The 17,242-nt window shown below is 73.4% G+C and carries 15 protein-coding genes; 10 read left to right on the top strand and 5 right to left on the bottom strand.

Annotated features, from left to right (window positions below):
* The first annotated feature begins 421 nt into the window (after positions 1-421).
* The 5 genes from IPL61_17885 to IPL61_17865 all read left to right on the top strand — a co-directional run bounded on the left by IPL61_17885 (position 422) and on the right by IPL61_17865 (position 7,318).
* The gene (locus tag IPL61_17885) at positions 422-1,609 is read left to right on the top strand and encodes a hypothetical protein (GenBank protein ID MBK9033111.1); all 1,188 of its coding nucleotides are present in this window, start codon (positions 422-424) and stop codon (positions 1,607-1,609) included.
* Complete coding sequence (locus IPL61_17880) at positions 1,606-2,496, top strand: EamA family transporter (GenBank protein ID MBK9033110.1); 891 nt, start codon at positions 1,606-1,608, stop codon at positions 2,494-2,496. The genes IPL61_17885 and IPL61_17880 overlap by 4 nt, the downstream gene beginning before the upstream one ends.
* Positions 2,497-2,588: 92 nt before the next feature.
* Positions 2,589-4,796: an ATP-dependent RecD-like DNA helicase gene (locus IPL61_17875; GenBank protein MBK9033109.1), complete on the top strand. Its 2,208-nt coding sequence runs from the start codon at positions 2,589-2,591 to the stop codon at positions 4,794-4,796.
* A gap of 142 nt (positions 4,797-4,938) precedes the next feature.
* Positions 4,939-5,337 (top strand): hypothetical protein, encoded by a 399-nt coding sequence (locus IPL61_17870; GenBank protein MBK9033108.1) that lies wholly within the window; start codon positions 4,939-4,941, stop codon positions 5,335-5,337.
* 181 nt (positions 5,338-5,518) lie between these two features.
* Positions 5,519-7,318 carry an acyl-CoA dehydrogenase gene (locus IPL61_17865; protein MBK9033107.1) on the top strand — a complete coding sequence of 600 codons (1,800 nt, stop codon included), beginning with the start codon at positions 5,519-5,521 and terminating at the stop codon, positions 7,316-7,318.
* Between the two features lie 105 nt (positions 7,319-7,423).
* Here the strand turns inward: IPL61_17865 and IPL61_17860 are convergent, their stop codons facing one another.
* The 5 genes from IPL61_17860 to IPL61_17840 all read right to left on the bottom strand — a co-directional run bounded on the left by IPL61_17860 (position 7,424) and on the right by IPL61_17840 (position 11,177).
* A complete protein-coding gene (locus tag IPL61_17860; GenBank protein MBK9033106.1) occupies positions 7,424-7,966 on the bottom strand; it encodes a bifunctional (p)ppGpp synthetase/guanosine-3',5'-bis(diphosphate) 3'-pyrophosphohydrolase in 543 nt (180 codons plus the stop codon).
* 573 nt (positions 7,967-8,539) lie between these two features.
* Entirely contained in the window at positions 8,540-8,878 is a 339-nt protein-coding gene (locus IPL61_17855) for a DoxX family protein (protein ID MBK9033105.1), read from the bottom strand.
* 32 nt (positions 8,879-8,910) lie between these two features.
* Positions 8,911-9,477 carry a GNAT family N-acetyltransferase gene (locus tag IPL61_17850; protein ID MBK9033104.1) on the bottom strand — a complete coding sequence of 189 codons (567 nt, stop codon included), beginning with the start codon at positions 9,475-9,477 and terminating at the stop codon, positions 8,911-8,913.
* 102 nt (positions 9,478-9,579) lie between these two features.
* The gene (locus IPL61_17845; GenBank protein ID MBK9033103.1) at positions 9,580-10,566 is read right to left on the bottom strand and encodes a nitroreductase family protein; all 987 of its coding nucleotides are present in this window, start codon (positions 10,564-10,566) and stop codon (positions 9,580-9,582) included.
* Positions 10,567-10,748: 182 nt separating this feature from the next.
* The gene (locus IPL61_17840; GenBank protein MBK9033102.1) at positions 10,749-11,177 is read right to left on the bottom strand and encodes a hypothetical protein; all 429 of its coding nucleotides are present in this window, start codon (positions 11,175-11,177) and stop codon (positions 10,749-10,751) included.
* 91 nt (positions 11,178-11,268) lie between these two features.
* Between IPL61_17840 and IPL61_17835 the strand changes: the two genes are divergently transcribed.
* From IPL61_17835 to IPL61_17815, 5 genes are all read left to right on the top strand, one after another.
* On the top strand, positions 11,269-12,144 hold the full coding sequence (locus IPL61_17835) for a LysR family transcriptional regulator (GenBank protein MBK9033101.1): 876 nt from the start codon (positions 11,269-11,271) through the stop codon (positions 12,142-12,144).
* Between the two features lie 221 nt (positions 12,145-12,365).
* Positions 12,366-13,646, top strand: a complete 1,281-nt coding sequence (locus tag IPL61_17830; protein ID MBK9033100.1) for a DUF362 domain-containing protein — start codon at positions 12,366-12,368, stop codon at positions 13,644-13,646.
* Between the two features lie 237 nt (positions 13,647-13,883).
* Entirely contained in the window at positions 13,884-15,896 is a 2,013-nt protein-coding gene (locus IPL61_17825; GenBank protein ID MBK9033099.1) for a carboxypeptidase regulatory-like domain-containing protein, read from the top strand.
* Complete coding sequence (locus tag IPL61_17820) at positions 15,890-16,405, top strand: glycosyltransferase (GenBank protein ID MBK9033098.1); 516 nt, start codon at positions 15,890-15,892, stop codon at positions 16,403-16,405. The genes IPL61_17825 and IPL61_17820 overlap by 7 nt, the downstream gene beginning before the upstream one ends.
* Entirely contained in the window at positions 16,308-17,231 is a 924-nt protein-coding gene (locus tag IPL61_17815) for a glycosyltransferase (GenBank protein ID MBK9033097.1), read from the top strand. The genes IPL61_17820 and IPL61_17815 overlap by 98 nt, the downstream gene beginning before the upstream one ends.
* The last annotated feature ends 11 nt before the right edge of the window (positions 17,232-17,242 follow it).

Raw genomic sequence — 17,242 nt, 5'->3', positions numbered from 1 at the left:
GCGCGCGCACCCTAACACCGCCGGCCGACCGCCGTGGCGTCCTCGGACGATGTCGACCGACGCCTCCCGTCCGCCCGGAACGGCCGCGGTGATCGACGCCAACGACGGGGGCGCGAGCGGGCCGGCCGGTTCGCCTGGCCCGCGCGAGCCGGCGGCTGGCGCTGGCCGGGGACGCGCCGGCATGTCCACTGCTCGATCCCCACCCGGGCGAGCTGCCCGGCCGCACCGACGGCGTCCGCCCCCGACGCGAGTTCAAGCGCTGGCGCCGGTGGGAGCACCTCTCGGGCGGGCCCATCGCCTGGTGATCGCCCCTGGCGAAACTTGACGGCCGGGGCCTGGTAGTCGAACCTGCGGCGTCCCGGCAGGTCGCGCGGTGCGTCACGTCGGAATACCTTCCGCCCCCCTCATCGTTGCACCGATGATGACCAAGCTGTCCGCGCTCGCCGTGTGTCTCGCCGTCCTCGCTTGCGGAGGCCGGCGGGCGCCGCGCGCCGAGGAGATCGCGCCCGCGCCGGCGCCGACCCCGGTCGAGCCGACGCCCGACCTACCCGCGGCCGACCCGCCCGTGGTCGCGGCCTTGCCGCCGGTGCCGCCGGCGCCGCCGCCCCCGGCGGCCGACGTGTTCCCGGCCGACTGCAGCGTCACGCCGCCGAGCCAGGCCATGCGCGACGTCCTGTGGGGCACGACCTCCGACAAGAAGCCCGAGCTGCTCGACGGCGTCCGGCCCGAGAAGTTCGGCCAGCACTACTACGTCAGCGACGAGGGCCACGCCGATCGCTTCCGGTCGTACATCGACGGCATCGGCGGCGGCTACGTCGGCATCGGCTCGGATCAGGCCTACCTGTACATCGGCTGGGCCCGGCCGCAGTTCGCGTGGACGGTCGACTACGACGACGCGGTCGTCGGCATGCACGAGCTGCAGCAGGCGTTCATCGCCGCCTCGGCCACGCCCGACGAGTACAAGGCCATGTGGCAGCGCGATCACACCGACGCGGCCAAGGCCATCATCGCGCAGCTCGCGCCCGAGGGACGCGAGCGCAAGCGCCTGCTCCACGTGCTCGGCCAGGGCCAGCCGCGCATGCGCCGCCGCATCCGCGTGCTGACCAACAACCTGGCCGGCGTGCCGACCTACCTGTCCGATCAGGCCACCTACGACTTCGTGCGCAACCTGATCAAGAACGGCTGCGTGCGGCCGCTGCTGGTCGATCTCCTCGCTGACAAGGGCATGGCCGGCATCGGCCGCGCGATGACCGAGGTCGGCCTGCCGGTGCGGACGGTCTACCTGTCCAACGCCGAGGAGTACTGGAGCTACACCGACCAGTTCCGCGCCAACATCCGCGGCCTGCCGCGCGATGACAAGTCGGTCGCGCTGCACACGCAGTCGTCGAACGCCAACCAGGACTACCGCTACACCGCGCAGCCGCTGGGCACGTTCGTCGCGTGGCTCGACGAGGGCTGGGCCCGGTCGGTGAACATGATGATGGGCCGCGGGCCGGTCAAGGGCCCCGGCGACTACCCGAGCAAGGTGTTCACGACCACCCCCGACGAGGCCCGGGCCGCCCGCGAGGCCAAGCGCGCGCCGAAGAAGAAGCGCACCTCCACGCCGTGACCACCGCGCGCAAGACCTCGCTCGCGTACCTGGCCCTGGCGTTGATCTGGGGGACCACCTGGCACGCGATCCGCGTGACGATCGGCCCCGACGGCTTCCCGACCATGCTCGCGGCGGCGCTGCGCTTCACGCTGGCGGCCGCGATCCTGGTGCCGCTGGCGTGGACCGCGCGGCCGTGGCCGCGCAAGGCCCAGTGGCCGTGGCTGGTGGTCGCGGGCGTGCTCAACGCGGTCGGCTACGCGCTCATCTACCTGGGCGAGCGCGACGTGCCCGGCGGCCTCGCGGCGGTGCTGTCGGGGACCCAGCCGCTGGTGATCGCCGCCTTGCTCCTGCTCACGCGCATGGAGACCGTGCGGCCGAGCGACGTCATCGGCGCGCTGATCGCGCTGGCCGGCGTCGCGATCATCTTCGCCGATCAGCTCGCGGTGTCGACCGGCCAGGCCGTCGGCGTGCTGCTGGTGATCGGCTCGGTGATCGTCTCGGTGCTCTACACGGTCGTGATCAAGCGCCACGGCGGCCGCATCCACCCGCTGGCGTCGACGACGGTCTTCGTCGTCGTCACCGCCGCCTGCCTGTGGATCGCGACCCTGGCGTCGGGCCACCAGGGCATGCCGTGGCCGCTGCCGCACAAGGCCACGATGGCGCTGGTCTACCTGGCCGTGGCCGGCACCGCGGTCGGGTTCGCCGCGTACTTCTGGCTGCTCGAGCGGGTCAGCCTGCTGGCCGCCAACGTGCTCGGCTTCGTGATCCCGGTGATCGCGCTCGCGGTCGACGCGCTGTTCGAGGCCGAGGTCCAGCTCGGCCCGCGCGCCTACCTGGGGGTCGCGGTGATCCTGGCCGCGGTGATGGTGGCCCAGCGCCGCCCCGCGCCGACGCCGGCCGCGTGACCTGCGGGCCGCGACGCAACCGCGGCGCGAGCGGGACGATATAGTGGCGCGTGGCCACGGATCGCGACTCCACCAGCGGCGAGCAAGGCCGGCTGTTCGCCGGCGCCGCCGAGCCTGAGCTGGTGGCGCTCGAGGGCGAGCTGGGCCGGGTGGTGTTCCGCAACCCCGACTCGCTGTGGACCGTGGCCCGGCTGCTGCTCACCGACGGCGCCGAGGCCACGATCGTCGGCGAGCTGCCCGAGCTGCCGCCCGGCATGCCGCTGACCGTGCGCGGCCACTGGGTCGACGACAAGAAGTTCGGGCGCCAGCTCAAGCTGGTCGGCTACGTGACCCGCACGCCCGAGACCCTGGCCGGCATCGAGCGGTTCCTCGGCTCGGGCATCATCACCGGCATCGGCGGCGAGCTGGCGCGGCGCCTGGTCACGCACTTCAAGATGGAGACGCTGGCGGTGATCGAGAGCCGCCCCGATCGGCTCACCGAGGTCGAGGGCATCGGCAAGCACCGCGCCCACAAGATCGCCGCCGCGTTCGCCGACCACCGCCACGTCCAGGACGTGATGGTGTTCCTGCTCGGGCACGGCGTCTCGATCGGCTTCGCGGCCCGCATCGTCAAGCGCTACGGCAAGGACGCGATCAAGGTCGTCCGCGAGAACCCGTACCGCCTGGCGATCGAGGTCTGGGGCATCGGCTTCCGCACCGCCGACGGCATCGCCGAGCGCCTGGGCCTGGCCCGCGACTCGCCCGATCGCCTCGACGCCGGCCTGGTCCACGTCCTGGGCGAGCACGTCGAGGACGGCCACGCCCACGTGCCCGAGGGCGTGCTGCTCGACCGCGCCGTCGAGCTGCTCGCGGTCGCGCGCGAGCTGGTGCCGCCGCGGCTCGACGCGCTGGTCGAGCGCGGCCTGGCCACGCGCGAGATCCTGGGCGACCGCGGCCGCTGCGTCGCGCTGGCCGAGATCACCGCGCTCGAGAGCTCGGCCGCGGCCGCGTTCGCCGAGCTGGTGATGACGCCGCCGCGCGTGACCGTGCTCGACGTCGAGGCGGCGATCGCCCAGTTCGAGGTCGGCTCGGGCCTGGCGCTGGCGCCGCAGCAGCGGGCCGCGGTCGCGGCCGCCGCCGTCGACAAGTGCGTCGTCATCACCGGCGGCCCCGGCGTCGGCAAGACCACGATCGTCAAGGCCGTGGTCGATCTGGCCGGCCGGGCCCGCCGCTCGATCGCGCTGGCGGCGCCGACCGGGCGCGCCGCCAAGCGCCTGGCCGAGTCGACCCTGATCGAGGCCGTGACGCTGCACCGGCTGCTCGAGTACCAGCCGCAGCTCGGCACGTTCGCGCGCGACCGCGACAACCCGCTCGACGCCGACGTGGTCGTCGTCGACGAGTGCTCGATGGTCGACCTGGCGCTGTTCCGGGCGCTGGCGGTGGCGGTGCGCCCGACCGCGCAGCTGGTGCTGGTCGGCGACATCGATCAGCTGCCGTCGGTCGGCGCCGGCGCGGTCCTGGCTGACGTGATCGCCTCGGGCGCGGCCACGGTCGTGCGCCTGACCGAGATCTTCCGCCAGGCCGCGGCCTCGAAGATCGTCACCAGCGCCCACCAGATCAACCGCGGCGAGGTCCCCGACCTCGCGACCAGCGGCGACAGCGACTTCTACTTCATCGCCCGCGACGAGCCGGCCGCGGCCCAGGCCACGATCGTCGAGCTGGTGGCCGAGCGCATCCCGGCCCGGTTCGGGCTCGACCCGGCCACCGAGATCCAGGTGCTGGTGCCGATGCACCGCGGCGAGCTCGGCACGACCGCGCTCAACAACGCGCTGCAGGCCAAGCTCAACCCGCCCAGGGACGGCGCGGTCGTGATCACCCGCGGCGAGCGCACGTTCCGCGCCGGCGACAAGGTGATGCAGCAGAAGAACGACTACGACCGCTCGGTCTACAACGGCGACATCGGCGTGATCGAGTCGATCGAGGCCGAGGGCGCGCGCGTGCGGGTGACCTTCGGCGACGGCCGGGCCGCCGACTACGAGCGCAACGAGCTCGATCAGCTGGTCCACGCCTACGCGGTGTCGATCCACAAGAGCCAGGGCTCGGAGTACCCGGCGGTGGTGCTGTCCTTGTCCAACCAGCACTTCGTCATGCTCGGGCGCTCGCTGCTCTACACCGCGGTCACCCGCGGCAAGCGCCTGGTCGTCGTCGTCGGCTCGCGCCGCGCGATCGCCCTGGCGGTCGGCAACGCCACCGCCCGGGCCCGCTGGACCTACCTGGCCGAGCGCATCCGGGCCGAGCTCGAGCCCGGCGATCCGGCGTAGGCCGCCCGTCCGTTCTACGACACCGGCGGCCTGGCGAGCGGCGTGCCGTCGTCGAGGACGTGCCCCGCCGCCGGCGGCCGTCGTGGGCGAGAGATCGTCGACGAGCACGCAACCGTCGGCGACACCGGCCGATAGGTGGGGCATGCGAGCCACCGACCTGTCCCCTCCCTCGACCTCCGGCGCCTCGGGCGCCTGGGGCCCGCCCGGCGCCGGCCGCGCCACCGTCTACGGGCCCGCCGTCCTCGGCACGCTCCAGGTCAACGATCCGCGCGCGCTCGCCGCGCTCCACGCCGCGCGCCCGCCCGAGGTGCCGCGACCGCCGCCGGTGGCCGCGCCGCCGCCGCCGCGGGTCCCGCGCCTGGCGATCGTCGGCGCCGCGCTCGCGATCCCGCTGGCGCCGCTGGGCCTGGTCCTGTCGGCGGTCGCGCTGACCCGCATCCTCGAGGCGCGCCCGCGCCCGCCGGGCGAGGCGCTGGCCGTGCTCAGCGTCGTCGCCGCGGTCGTGGCGATGGCCGCGGCGCTCGCGGCGCTGGCGAGCTGACCGCCGCGCTCAGCGTCGTCGTCGCGGTCGTGGCGGTGGCCGCGGCGCTCGCGGCGCTGGCGAGCCGACCGCCGCGCTCAGCGTCGTCGTCGCGGTCGGGGCGATGGCCGCGGCGCTCGCGGCGCTGGCGAGCTGACCGCCGCGCCTTGTCACCGCGGGCGCCACCGCCGACACTGCCGCCATGCCCGCCAACCCGCTCTTCGACGATCGCGACATCGCGCTCCTGTTCGACGAGGTGTTCGATCTCCCGGCGCTGACCGCGCTGCCGTACTTCGCCGATCACGACCGCGCCACGTTCGCCGCGGTGATCGACGCGGCCCGGCGGCTGGCGAAGGACGAGCTCCTGCCGGCGTACCGCGCGCTCGACGAGGAGCCGCCGCGGCTCGTCGACGGCCGGATCGTCGTGCACCCGCGCCTCCACGACCTGTTCGCCAAGCTGCGCGATCTCGATCTGATCGCCGCGCCGCGCCCGACCGCGGTCGGCGGTCAGCAGCTGCCGCTGAGCGTCTTCACGCTGGCGACCGCGTACCTGATGGCCGGCAACGCCAGCGCCTACGGCTACCTCGGGCTGACCCAGGGCGCCGCCCACCTGCTCGAGGCGTTCGGCGACGAGCACCTGCGCACCACCTACATGCCGAAGCTGTACGCGGGCGCGTGGACCGGGACGATGGCGCTGACCGAGCCCCAGGCCGGCTCGAGCCTGGCCGACGTCGCCACGACCGCGACGCCGACCGCGGCCGGGCACTACCTGCTGCGCGGCGCCAAGATCTTCATCTCGGGCGGCGACCACGACCTGACCGACAACGTCGTCCACCTGACGCTGGCCCGGATCACCGGCGCGCCGGCCGGGATCAAGGGCGTGTCGTTGTTCTGCGTGCCGCGGCGTCGGGTCGAGGGCGACGCGCTGGTCGACAACGACGTCGCGGTCACCGGCATGATCCACAAGATCGGCTGGAAGGGCCTGCCGAGCCTGGCGCTGGCGCTGGGCGAGCGCGACGACTGTCGCGGCTGGCTGGTGGGCGAGCCGCACCAGGGCATCCGCTACATGTTCCAGATGATGAACGAGGCCCGGATCATGGTCGGCGTCAACGGCGTCGCCACGGCCTCGGTCGCGTACCACGAGGCCGTCGCGTACGCGCGCGAGCGGCCCCAGGGGCGGCCGCTCGCGGCCAAGGATCCCGCCGCCCCGCCGGTGGCGATCACCGCCCACGCCGACGTGCGGCGCATGCTCCTGCGCCAGCGCGCGATCGTCACCGGCGGCCTGGCGCTGCTGGTCCGGACCGCGCGCTACGCCGACCTCGCGCACCACGGCGTCGACGAGCGCGCCCGCGAGCGCGCCGGGCTCGTGCTCGATCTGCTGACGCCGATCGCCAAGACCTTCCCCGCCGAGCGCGGCTTCGAGGCCAACGCGCTGGCGGTGCAGATCCACGGCGGCTACGGCTACTCGAGCGAGTACCCGGTCGAGGCGTGGCTGCGCGATCAGAAGCTCAACACGATCCACGAGGGCACGACCGGCATCCAGGCGCTCGATCTGCTGGGGCGGCGCGCGGTCGCGCGCGGCGGCGCCGCGCTGGCGGCCTGGGCCGAGGAGGTCGAGCGCACCTGCGCCCGCGCCGACGCGGCCGGCGTCGACTCGAGCTCGAGCGCGGCGCTGCGGGCGGCGCGCGACCTGACGCTGACCCTGACCGGCGCGCTCGCGGCCAAGGGCCTGGCCGGCGATCCCGAGGCGATGCTGGCCCACGCCACCGACTACCTCGACCTGTTCGCGACCGTCGCGATCGCGTGGCAGTGGCTCGAGCTGGCGGCGGCGGTGCGCGAGCGGTCGGCGCGGCAGCCCGACGCCGATCCCGGGCACCGCGAGGTCACGCTCGCGTGCGCCCGGTACTGGTTCGCGACCGAGCTGCCCCGGGTCGAACAGCTCGCGGCGCTGTGCCGCTCGGGCGAGCGCTCGTTCCTCGACCTGGATCCGGCCTGGCTGTGATCCGGCGCGGCCCGATCTCGATCCCGCGTGGCGGTGATCCGGCGCGGCCCGATCTCGATCCCGCGTGGCGGTGATCCGGCGCGGCCCGATCTCGATCCCGCGTGGCTACGCTCCGCCGAGCGCGGCCCACCGGGCCTGGGCGGCGTCGAACTCGTCCTCGAGCGGCGGGCACACCCCGCGCAGGCCGGCGACGACCTCCGCGGTCCAGCCTACGTACTCGGCGCGGCGCTCGGCCGACCACGCCGCTGGCGGGCTGGCGATGATGTCGCGCAGGTTGCACAGCTTGTCGGCCAGCTTGACCAGGCGGGCTGCGCGCGACAGGTGCGGCGCGTGCTCGATCTGCAGCTCCTTGCGGCGGGCCTTGGGCAGCGACTTGTCGTCGGTGACCTCGACCACGACCGCGGCGACCTCGGCGCCGAACGCCGCGGTCAGCTCGGCCGCGGTCGTGGCGGTGTCCTCGATCGTGTCGTGCAGGATCGCGGCGAGCAGCGGCAGCTGGTCGCGCACGCCGCCCTCGTGCCACAGCGCGGTCGCGACCGCGATCGGGTGGTTGATGTACGGCGACGCCTCGGCGTCCTTGCGGCGCTGGTCGCGGTGGCGCGCGGCCGCGAACGCGATCGCCTGCAGCAGCTCCCCTCGGTGCTCCATGGGCATCATCGTAGCACCAGGTGCGCTACCATCGCCGCATGCTGCGCGTCGCGCTCCTCGCCGTGGTCCTCGTGCTCGGATCCTCCTGCAGCGGCGCCCGCGCGGCCGCGGCCGCGGCGCCGGCGGTCGAGGTGCCGCTGTCGCCGGACACGCTCGAGGCGTTCCTGCGGAACCGGTTCGCCGCGGCGGTGGCCGACGGCACGCTCGAGCCGGTGTACCCGGACGACGCCGGCCGCACGCTGATCATCGACGAGCTCGCGCTGATGGGCGTCACCACCACGGACCAGCTGGCCGCGATCATCCCGGCCGACTTCGACGCGCGCGGCCTGGGCGCGCTGCGCGCCACGGACGATCCCAACACCAACCTCATGGGCCTCGTGCGCGATCTGCTGATCATCCACGACGTCGCGCGCTACCAGGCCTCGGTCTGGCGCAGCAACTGGACCGCCTCGGGCCTCGAGGACTTCCCGGCGGCGCGCGCGTACGGCGTGCCCGACGACGCCCTGCGGGTGTTCTCGGGCGGGTCGGATGACGGACGACGGCGACGACGGCGACGACGACGGCGAGGACTGATCAGCGCGCCGGCGCCGGGCGCGTGTACCACCAGGCCCACGCGATCAGCAGCGCCTGCAGCGGCAGCCGGGCCCACAGCGCCCAGGTCGGGACCGCGCGCGCGCCCAGCGGCAGGTGGTTGATCGCCATGTTGACGTTGGCCGGGAACACCGCGAGCAGGAGCGCCACCAGGCCCCACGCGGCCAGGCGTCGGGTGGCCGGCAGGATGAGCCCGAGCCCGCCCGCGATCTCGGCCACGCCCGAGACGTAGACCAGCGCGAGGTGCGCCGGCAGCGCCGACGGCATCATCCCGACGTAGGTCGCGGGCGCGATGAAGTGGTTGGCGCCGGCCCCGACCATCGCCACCGTCAGCAGCCAGCGCAGCGCGGACTTCACGGCGCCGCGACCGCACGCCGCGCCGGGCGCCGCAGCACGACGCTGGGGTGCCCGCGCCAGGCGGTCTGCGCGACCTCGCGGAAGTCGGCCTTCGCCGCGACCCGCAGCGACGGCGCGTTGGCCGGATCGATCAAGCAGGCGATCTCGGGATCGTCGAGGTGGTCGTGGGCCCACGCCAGCACCGCCGTGAGCGCCTCGGTGGCGTGGCCGCGGTTCTGGGCCCACGGCGAGATCACCCAGCCGGCCTCGGGCACGCCGTCGATCGGCGGATCGACCTCGCGCATGAAGTCGGCGACGCCGACCTCGCCGACGAACCGCCCCGAGGCCCGGTCCTCGACCAGCCAGTAGCCGTAGCCGTTGAGCGCCCAGTGGCCGACGTACTGCACCAGGCGCATCCAGACCGCGTCCTTCGGCGACGCGACCCCGCCGATGTGGCGCACGACGTCGGGGTCGCTCCACAGCGCGTAGCACGCGTCGAGGTCTGCCTTGCGGTGGCCGCGCAGGCGCAGCCGCGCCGTCTCGATGATCGGGACCACCACAGGGTTGGGCGCGAGGCTGGCCATGCCGCGATCTTCGACCAGGTCGGTGGGGCGTGGCGAGCGCCCGCGCCCGCGATCGAATCACCGCCGCGGGGTGAGGTGACCTGCGCCGGGCAGCCCTCCTGGTCAGTCGTGCTCCTCGAACACGTCGGCGAGGTCGCGCCGCGGCGCCACGCGCTCGAGCGGCGGCGTGTAGCCGAGCCGCACGACCATCTGTGGGATCAGCTCGGTGCCGATCATCGCCTTGACCTGCTCGTGGAGGTCCTCGTACTCGAGCAGCTGATCGACGAACGCGGCCGCCAGGCCCAGGTGGGTCGCGCGCAGGAGCACGGCCTCGAGCGCCTGGCCGCAGTCGATCCAGTCGATGTCCTCGTCGGCCTGGGTCGCGAGCACCGCGACCATCGGCGCGCCCATGACCCGCGCGCCCTCGAGCGCGGCCACGTGCTCGCCCAGGCCCGGCGTCGCCAGCGCGCGCTTCATCCCGAACCACGTCGAGGTGCCGTACTCCTTCTCGGCGAACGGGATGCCGTCCTTGCGCAGGCGCCCGCCCGGCACCAGCCACTCGCCGACCTGGGCCCGATAGGCCGGGTCGGCGAACCGACGGCGATCGCACTCGGCCACGAGCGCGGCCATCTCTTGCTTGCGCTGGGGCGAGAGCCGGAACATGCGCGTGCGCTCGGCCCGGGACGCGTGCGCCAGCACCTCGGCGGTCTCGGCCCCGACCGGGCGGTCGAGGAACGGCCGCCGGTTGGTGTGGCGCCGCGGGATCGCGGCCACGAGATCGCGGTCGTCGTTGGTGGCCTCGCGCGGCAGCCCCAGCCGCAGCTCCGCCACGAGGTCGGGCTCGTCGGGCCGCGGCTGCAGCACGACCTTGTCGATGAACCCCTCGGCGCGGATCGCGACCCGGGCGTTGTAGAGCGCGCAGCCGCAGCTGATCACCAGCTGCCGACGCAGCGGGTCGACGATCTCGAGGTGCCGGGTGCGGTCGAGCCACAGCTCGAGGACCTCGCCGCGACGCCGGAAGCGCCACGGCTGGGTGTTGTGAGAGCTGGGCGCCCGGATCGCGCACGCCACGGCGCCGCGGAGGATGTGGGCAGGCGAGCTCGCGTGCATGTCGGACGTGACTGCAAGCGGCCGGCCCAACGAGCGAGAGGCATCCGCGCAGGTTCTGCGGAGGGGGGACGAGGCGGTCCACGGGGGGCGCAACGACTGCGGCGCGGTGCGCACCCTCGTTCGAGGCGCGGGCGCGCTCGTCGCGACCGTCAGCGCGCGGCCGGCTCGGCACCCGCCCGTGGTCAACCGCGCTGCCCGCGCACGACCATCCACACGCCGACCGCGGCGATGACCAGACCAATCGCGCGAAGGCCGTTCAGGCGCTCGCCCAGCATGACCACGCCGACCACCGCGAGCGCGGCGACGATCACCGTGTTGGTCAGCGCGGTGGCGTTGCTCATCGCCCAGCCCGACCGATAGGCCAGGAAGTAGCCGCCCTCGATCGCCACCAGCGACAGCGCCAGCACGCCCGCGACCGCGAGCACGCCGCGCGCCGGCACCGCCAGCGCGTGGCCGGCCCGGGCCCACAGCCCCGCGCACACCAGGAACGCCAGGCCGTACGCGGGCGTCAACACCGCCCACGGCGACGCGCCCGCCGCCGCGCGGATGGCCAGGTGGTAGGCGACGCCGCCGCCGATGATGAGGCCGATGGGGATGACCAGCGCGAACATGCCGGCACTGTAGCGATCCGCCGTCGATGCGTCCATTGCATGTTTATCATCGACTCATGCACCAAACGCATATTAGTGGCATGCTCGGCCGATGGATCCGCTGTCGCAAGATCAGCTGGCCGCGTTCGCCGCGGTCGTGCGCACCGGCAGCTTCACCGCCGCGGCGCGCGCGCTGCACCTGACCCAGCCGGCGCTGTCGCGGCGGATCGCCGGGCTCGAGCTGCGCCTGGCCACCGCGCTGGTGGTGCGCGGGCCGCGCCAGCTGACGCTGACCGACGCCGGTCAGCGCCTGCTCGGGTTCGTCCAGGCCCAGCGCGCCCTCGAGGACGAGCTCCTGGCCGAGCTGGCGCCCAGCGGCGACGCGCACCGCGGCACGATCCGGATCGCCGGGCTGTCGTCGGTCGTGCCCGACGTGATCGTGCCGGCGCTGGCGCCGTTCCTCCACGCCCACCCCGGCGTCCAGCTCGAGCTGCGCCACGTCGACGACGACGATCGCGCCGCCACCGTGGCCCGCGGCGCCGCCGACTTCGCGGTGTCGTACGACGAGCCGGCCCACGCCAGCCTGGTGCGGGTCGCGGTCGGCGTCGAGGAGTACGTCGTCATCGAGCGCGCGCGCGGCCCGGCCCGGCCCGACGTGTTCCTCGACACCAGCCCGGCCGATCGCGCGACCGAGTGGTTCTTCGGCAACCAGCCAGCCCGGGCCCGGCCGCGCCGCTGGCAGCGGTCGTTCCTCGACGACGAGGCCGGCATCCTGCTCGGCGTGGCCTGCGGCCTCGGCCGCGCGGTCAAGGCCCGGCACACGATCCCGACCGGCGCCCCGGTCCGGATCGATCCGCGGTTCGCGACCGTGACCCGGCCGGTGTTCCTGTACCACCGGCCGCAGCGGTACTACGGCCGGCTGCACACCGAGGTCGCGGCGCTGCTCGAGCGCGAGCTCCGGGCCCGGCTGCGGCCGCGCGCGACCTGACGGCGTCCCAGCCGGTTCGCTCGGACACCGGCGCCGCGCCGCCAGCGACGTCGGCGACACCCCTCCCCGATGACGGCGGCTCGGCCGCCTGCACGATCGAGCCGGCGCCGCCGCGCCTCGACCTCGCGCACGACGCGGTGCGGATCGAGATCGACCCAGGTGAGCGTGCGCGCGCGGGTGTTCGAGTCGATCGCGCGCGCCGGAACGTGGTAAGCGCACCCATGGCCAAGGCCAAGGTCGCCATCCTCCGCACCACTCCCGCCACCGTCCTCGCGGACTACCACCGGGCGATGAACCTGGCCGGGTACCAGGACGTCATCGCCAAGGACGCGGACACCGCGCTCAAGGTGAACATCAGCTGGCACTTCTTCTACCCGGCGTCGTCGACGACGCCGTGGCAGCTCGAGGGCGTCATCCGGGCGATGAAGCAGGACGGGTACGACCCCGACCTGATCCACGCCTGCCACAACCGCACGGTCGTGATCGACGCGCACCTCGGCGAGCGCGAGAACAAGCAGCTCGACGTGGTCGAGGCCCACGGGCTGCGCAACGTCCACCTCTACGAGGGCGAGGAGTGGATCAACGTCCGCGACGCGGTCGGCGACCTGACCAAGGACTTCCTGTGCCTCAACGAGGTCTACCCGAAGGGCTTCTCGATCCCGAAGCGCTTCATCGGCGAGAACATCATCCACCTGCCGACCGTGAAGACCCACGTCTTCACGACCACGACCGGCGCGATGAAGAACGCGTTCGGCGGGCTGCTCAACGAGCACCGGCACTGGACCCACCCGGTCATCCACGAGACCCTGGTCGACCTGCTGATGATCCAGCAGAAGATCCACAAGGGCGTGTTCGCGGTGATGGACGGGACCTTCGCCGGCGACGGCCCCGGGCCGCGCTGCATGGTGCCCCACGTCAAGAACGTGATCCTGGCGTCGGCCGATCAGGTCGCGATCGACGCGGTCGCGGCCAAGCTGATGGGCTTCGATCCGCTCAAGGACATCAAGTTCGTGCGGCTGGCCCACGAGCGCGGCCTCGGCTGCGGCGACGTGCGCGAGATCGAGCTGGTGGGGGATCTCGACGCCGCGGCCGAGAACTGGCACTTCGAGGGCCCGTTCAAGAAGATGACGTTCGCCTCGAACATGCAGCACAAGATCTACTGGGGCCCGCTCAAGAAGCCGATCGAGTGGTCGCTCAAGACCTGGCTGGCGCCGTGGGCGTACGTGGCCTCGGTCGCCTACCACGACCTGTACTGGTACCCGTTCACGGGCGAGAAGCGGATCCGGGCGGTGCTCGAGAGCGACTGGGGCCGGCTGTTCGCAAACTGGGGCAAGGTCGCGGCCGACGCCGCCGGCCGCGGCTACCCCGACGTCGGCGCGGCCAGCCCGGAGCTGACGCGCATCGGCCTGAGCCACTTCCGGGAGGGCCTGCGTCTGATCGCCATGGCCGTGGCCGAGTCGCCCGAGGTGCAGGCGCGCCAGCGCCACCGCCGCGACCACTGAATCGCTGTTACTTCAAGAGGTTGACAGATGTCGCAGGCAGGAACGTACCCCCGTCACGCTGGCGCCTCGTTGCTGTCAACGATTGCTTGTGCTCCCGGGCGCGTCGTAATAGCTTGCGAACATTGCATTTGACGCGGCCCGTCCAGGCCGCCCCCTAGCTTCGCCCCGAGTCGTCCCTTGGCATCTCCTTCACGAAGGGTCCGCCTCCTGCTCCTCGCCGCGCTGGCGACCGCCGTCGTGGTCGTCGCCATCGTCCTGCTCGGTGGCGGTCGAGGCCACAAGGGCCAGCAGCGGCGCGACGGCGACGGCGAGCACGACCCCTGGGCCGAGGCCGGCGCGCAGCAGGGGCCACGCCGCCCGCTGCCCAACCTGGCGAACCTCCCGGGCGCGCTGGGTCTGTCGATGCGCAAGGGTGGCCCACCGGTGACGATCACCGGCGTCGTCCGCCTGGCGCCGGGCGGCACGCCGGTTGCTGATGCCGAGGTCGCGTTCATGAGCGACTCCGGCGAGAACACTGCGATGTCCGACGGTTCGGGTCGCTACGAGATCAAGGTCGCCTCAGGGATCCGTTGGAAAGTGCACGCCCGGAGCGAAAAAGCTGTCGGGTACCCCGAGGCGATCGAGCCCGCGCAGGACATGGTCCGCGACCTCGAGGTCCACCCGACGTCGATCGTGAAGGGGCGCGTGATCGACCCCCGCGGCGCCGCGGTGCCCGGCGCCACGGTCGCGATCGAGGTCGCGGCGGCCGATCGCGGCCTGCTCGAGGCGGCGATGCCGCTGTCGACGATCGCCGACGACGCCGGCCGGTTCGAGCTGGTGTCGGTGCCCGGCGACCTGACGGTGCGCGGGCTGCGCGGCCTGGCCCAGGGCGTGGCCATCGTGACGGCGCTGGCCCCGGGCGATCGGATCGAGGTCGCGATCACGCTCAACGATCCGGTCACGGTCAACGGCCGCGTCGTCGACGGCGACGGCCAGCCCGTGGCCGGCGCGAAGATCCTGGCGGCGGCGACGATCTCACCCGGCGGCCCCACCGATCGGCTGCAGTTCGAGAGCGACGCTGACGGCGCCTTCACCGCGCGCACGCCGGCCGGCTGGCTGCGGCTCGAGGCCCGCAAGGACGGCGATCTCTCGCCGGCGATCGCGCAGTGGTACAACTCCGGCGAGACCCGCGCGCTGGTGCTGACGATCGCGCCGCCGGTGGCGCTGCGCGGCAAGGTGATCGCCGCCGACGGCACGCCGGTGGTCGGCGCCCGGGTGCGCCTGAGCGCGACCGCGGTCTACGACACCACCTCGCTGGGCGACGGCAGCTTCGAGGTCGGCGCGCCCGCGGGCCAGCCGTACCTGGTCAAGGTCAAGCACTCCGACGGCTACCTCGAGCGCACGGTCGCGACGTGGAACGGCGACGAGACCTTCGTCATGCGCCGGTTCGGGGCGCTGACCGTGACCGTGCCCACGCACCAGGGCGAGGTCGCCGTCACGATCGACAGCTTCGTGCCGACCGGCGAGCGCAGCCCGCGCGCGCCGGGCGAGCGGCAGTTCCGCGGCAACGGCGGCCAGGTCACGCTGACCAGCCTCGAACCCGGCGTCTACGACCTCACCGTCGCCGCCGCCGGCGCCGGCGCGACGCACCTGCCGCGGGTCGTGATCGACGACGGCGCGACCCGCACCGTCGAGGTCGCGCTGGCGGCGCCAGTGCCGGTGCGCGGCGTGGTCAAGACCGGCGCCCAGCCGGTCGGCGGCGCCCAGGTCACGATCGCCGGGCGCACGACGTTCTCCGACGCCAAGGGCCGCTGGGTCATCCCCGACGTCGCCGCCGGCCCGGCCGCGATCGTCGTCGTCAAGACCGGCTTTGGCACCGCGTGGGCCAGCACCACCGCCGCGGCCGACGGCCGTCCGGTCGAGATCGAGCTGCGGCCGGTCGACGGCGCCGGGCAGGTCGACGGCATCGGCATCGTCGTGGCGCCGGCGCCCAGCGGCGCGCTCGTGACGGCCGTGCTGCCCGGCAGCCCGGCCGAGGGCAAGCTCGTGGTCGGCGACGTGATCACCGAGGTCGACGGCGCCGACGTCGCGACCGCGGCCATGGACGACATCATCGCGCGGCTGCGCGGGTCGGCCGGCTCGTCGGTGTCGATCACCGTCACGCGCGGCGCCGACGGCGCCACGGTCGACATGGTCCGGCGGCGGCTGGTGGTCCCGGTCGGCACCGGCGCGGTGGCGGCGCGGGCCGCCGCGGGAGGTGCCCGGTGCTGAACAACGCCCTGGCGATCCTGCTGCAAGCGCTCGGCGCGGTCCTGTTCTTCAACCGGTTCATCGCCGGCGTCGCGCTGCGCTTCCTCAAGAAGCAGGCGTTCGACGAGGCCGACTACGGCTACCAGCCCACGGTCACGGTCGTCGTGCCGATGTACAACGAGGGCGCCGAGATCCGGCGGACCCTGGGCAGCCTGCTCGAGCTGGCCTACCCGACCGACAAGCTCGACATCGTCGTCATCGACGACTGCTCGTCCGACGACAGCTTCGCCCACGCCAGCGCCGTCGCGGCGACCAGCGGCGGCCGGCTGCGGGTGCTGCGCAACAAGCACAACCTCGGCAAGCGCCGCTCGATCAACCGCGCGGTGCTGGCGTCGCGGTCGCGAGATCATCGTCTCGGTCGACTCCGACGTCGTGGTCGCGCACGACGCGGTCCGCGAGCTCGTGGCCCGGTTCGTCCGGCCCGACATCGCCGCGGTCGGCGGCTGGGTCGACGTCCGCAACAAGGGTGACAACTGGCTCACCCGGATGCAGACGATCAAGTACTTCTTCTCGTACCACTTCCTGAAGAACCTCGAGTGGGCGTTCCGGCGGGTCATGTGCCTGTCGGGCTGCCTGACCGCCTACCGGCGCGAGGTCCTGGTCGAGCTGCACCCGATCCTCGAGCACCGCGAGATCTGCGGCGTGCCGATCAAGTACGGCGAGGATCGGTTCCTGACCCGGCAGATCGTCAAGGCCGGCTACCTGACGACGATGACGCTCAAGGCGGTGTGCTGGACCGGCGCGCCGACCAAGCTCGGCGACTACTTCTCGCAGCAGCTGCGCTGGCGCCGCTCGAACATCGTCGACTACGTCGGCGCGCTGTCGCACGTGTGGCGCCTCAACCCGGTGATCGCGGTCCACTACTTCTCGCTGTTCGCGATGCTGCTGGCCTACCCGATCCTGCTCTTGACCGCGATCGCCAAGGGCAAGCTGTTCTCGATGCTGCTGCGCCAGGTGATCGTCACCGTCATCATCGGCCTGGGCTACTGGTGGAAGGTGCGCAAGCTGCCGATCGAGCGCGTCCACCCGCTGTGGTTCGTGTCGATCGCGCTGGTGCTACCGGTGATCTACGCGATCATGACGCCGCTGGCGCTGTTCACGCTCGACTCGGGCAGCTGGGAGACCCGCCACCACCAGGAGGACGAGTCGCCCGAGCCCGAGCCCGAGCCGCGCGGTCGCCGCGACGACGCCGCCGACGAGCTGTCGGACGCGGTCGTGTCGCGGCCGATGCTCGACGCGGTCACGTCGTCGGCGGTGGTGTCGGTGTCGGCCCGGGCCGAGCGCCCGGCCGCCTAGCGCCTCCTCCG

The sequence above is a fragment of the Myxococcales bacterium genome (assembly GCA_016717005.1).
Taxonomy (GTDB): Bacteria; Myxococcota_A; Polyangia; order Haliangiales; family Haliangiaceae; genus UBA2376.
Note: the sequence above shows the minus strand (reverse complement) of the source record. Positions and strands in the feature narration are given on the sequence as shown.

Excerpts from the sequence above, each read along its gene's own strand:
- IPL61_17885 (MBK9033111.1), top strand. The coding sequence starts at position 422 with ATGACCAAGCTGTCCGCGCTCGCCGTGTGTCTCGCCGTCCTCGCTTGC.
- IPL61_17870 (MBK9033108.1), top strand. The coding sequence starts at position 4,939 with ATGCGAGCCACCGACCTGTCCCCTCCCTCGACCTCCGGCGCCTCGGGC.
- IPL61_17865 (MBK9033107.1), top strand. The coding sequence starts at position 5,519 with ATGCCCGCCAACCCGCTCTTCGACGATCGCGACATCGCGCTCCTGTTC.
- IPL61_17860 (MBK9033106.1), bottom strand. The coding sequence starts at position 7,966 with ATGGAGCACCGAGGGGAGCTGCTGCAGGCGATCGCGTTCGCGGCCGCG.
- IPL61_17855 (MBK9033105.1), bottom strand. The coding sequence starts at position 8,878 with ATGGTCGGGGCCGGCGCCAACCACTTCATCGCGCCCGCGACCTACGTC.
- IPL61_17850 (MBK9033104.1), bottom strand. The coding sequence starts at position 9,477 with ATGGCCAGCCTCGCGCCCAACCCTGTGGTGGTCCCGATCATCGAGACG.
- IPL61_17845 (MBK9033103.1), bottom strand. The coding sequence starts at position 10,566 with ATGCACGCGAGCTCGCCTGCCCACATCCTCCGCGGCGCCGTGGCGTGC.
- IPL61_17840 (MBK9033102.1), bottom strand. The coding sequence starts at position 11,177 with ATGTTCGCGCTGGTCATCCCCATCGGCCTCATCATCGGCGGCGGCGTC.
- IPL61_17835 (MBK9033101.1), top strand. The coding sequence starts at position 11,269 with ATGGATCCGCTGTCGCAAGATCAGCTGGCCGCGTTCGCCGCGGTCGTG.
- IPL61_17830 (MBK9033100.1), top strand. The coding sequence starts at position 12,366 with ATGGCCAAGGCCAAGGTCGCCATCCTCCGCACCACTCCCGCCACCGTC.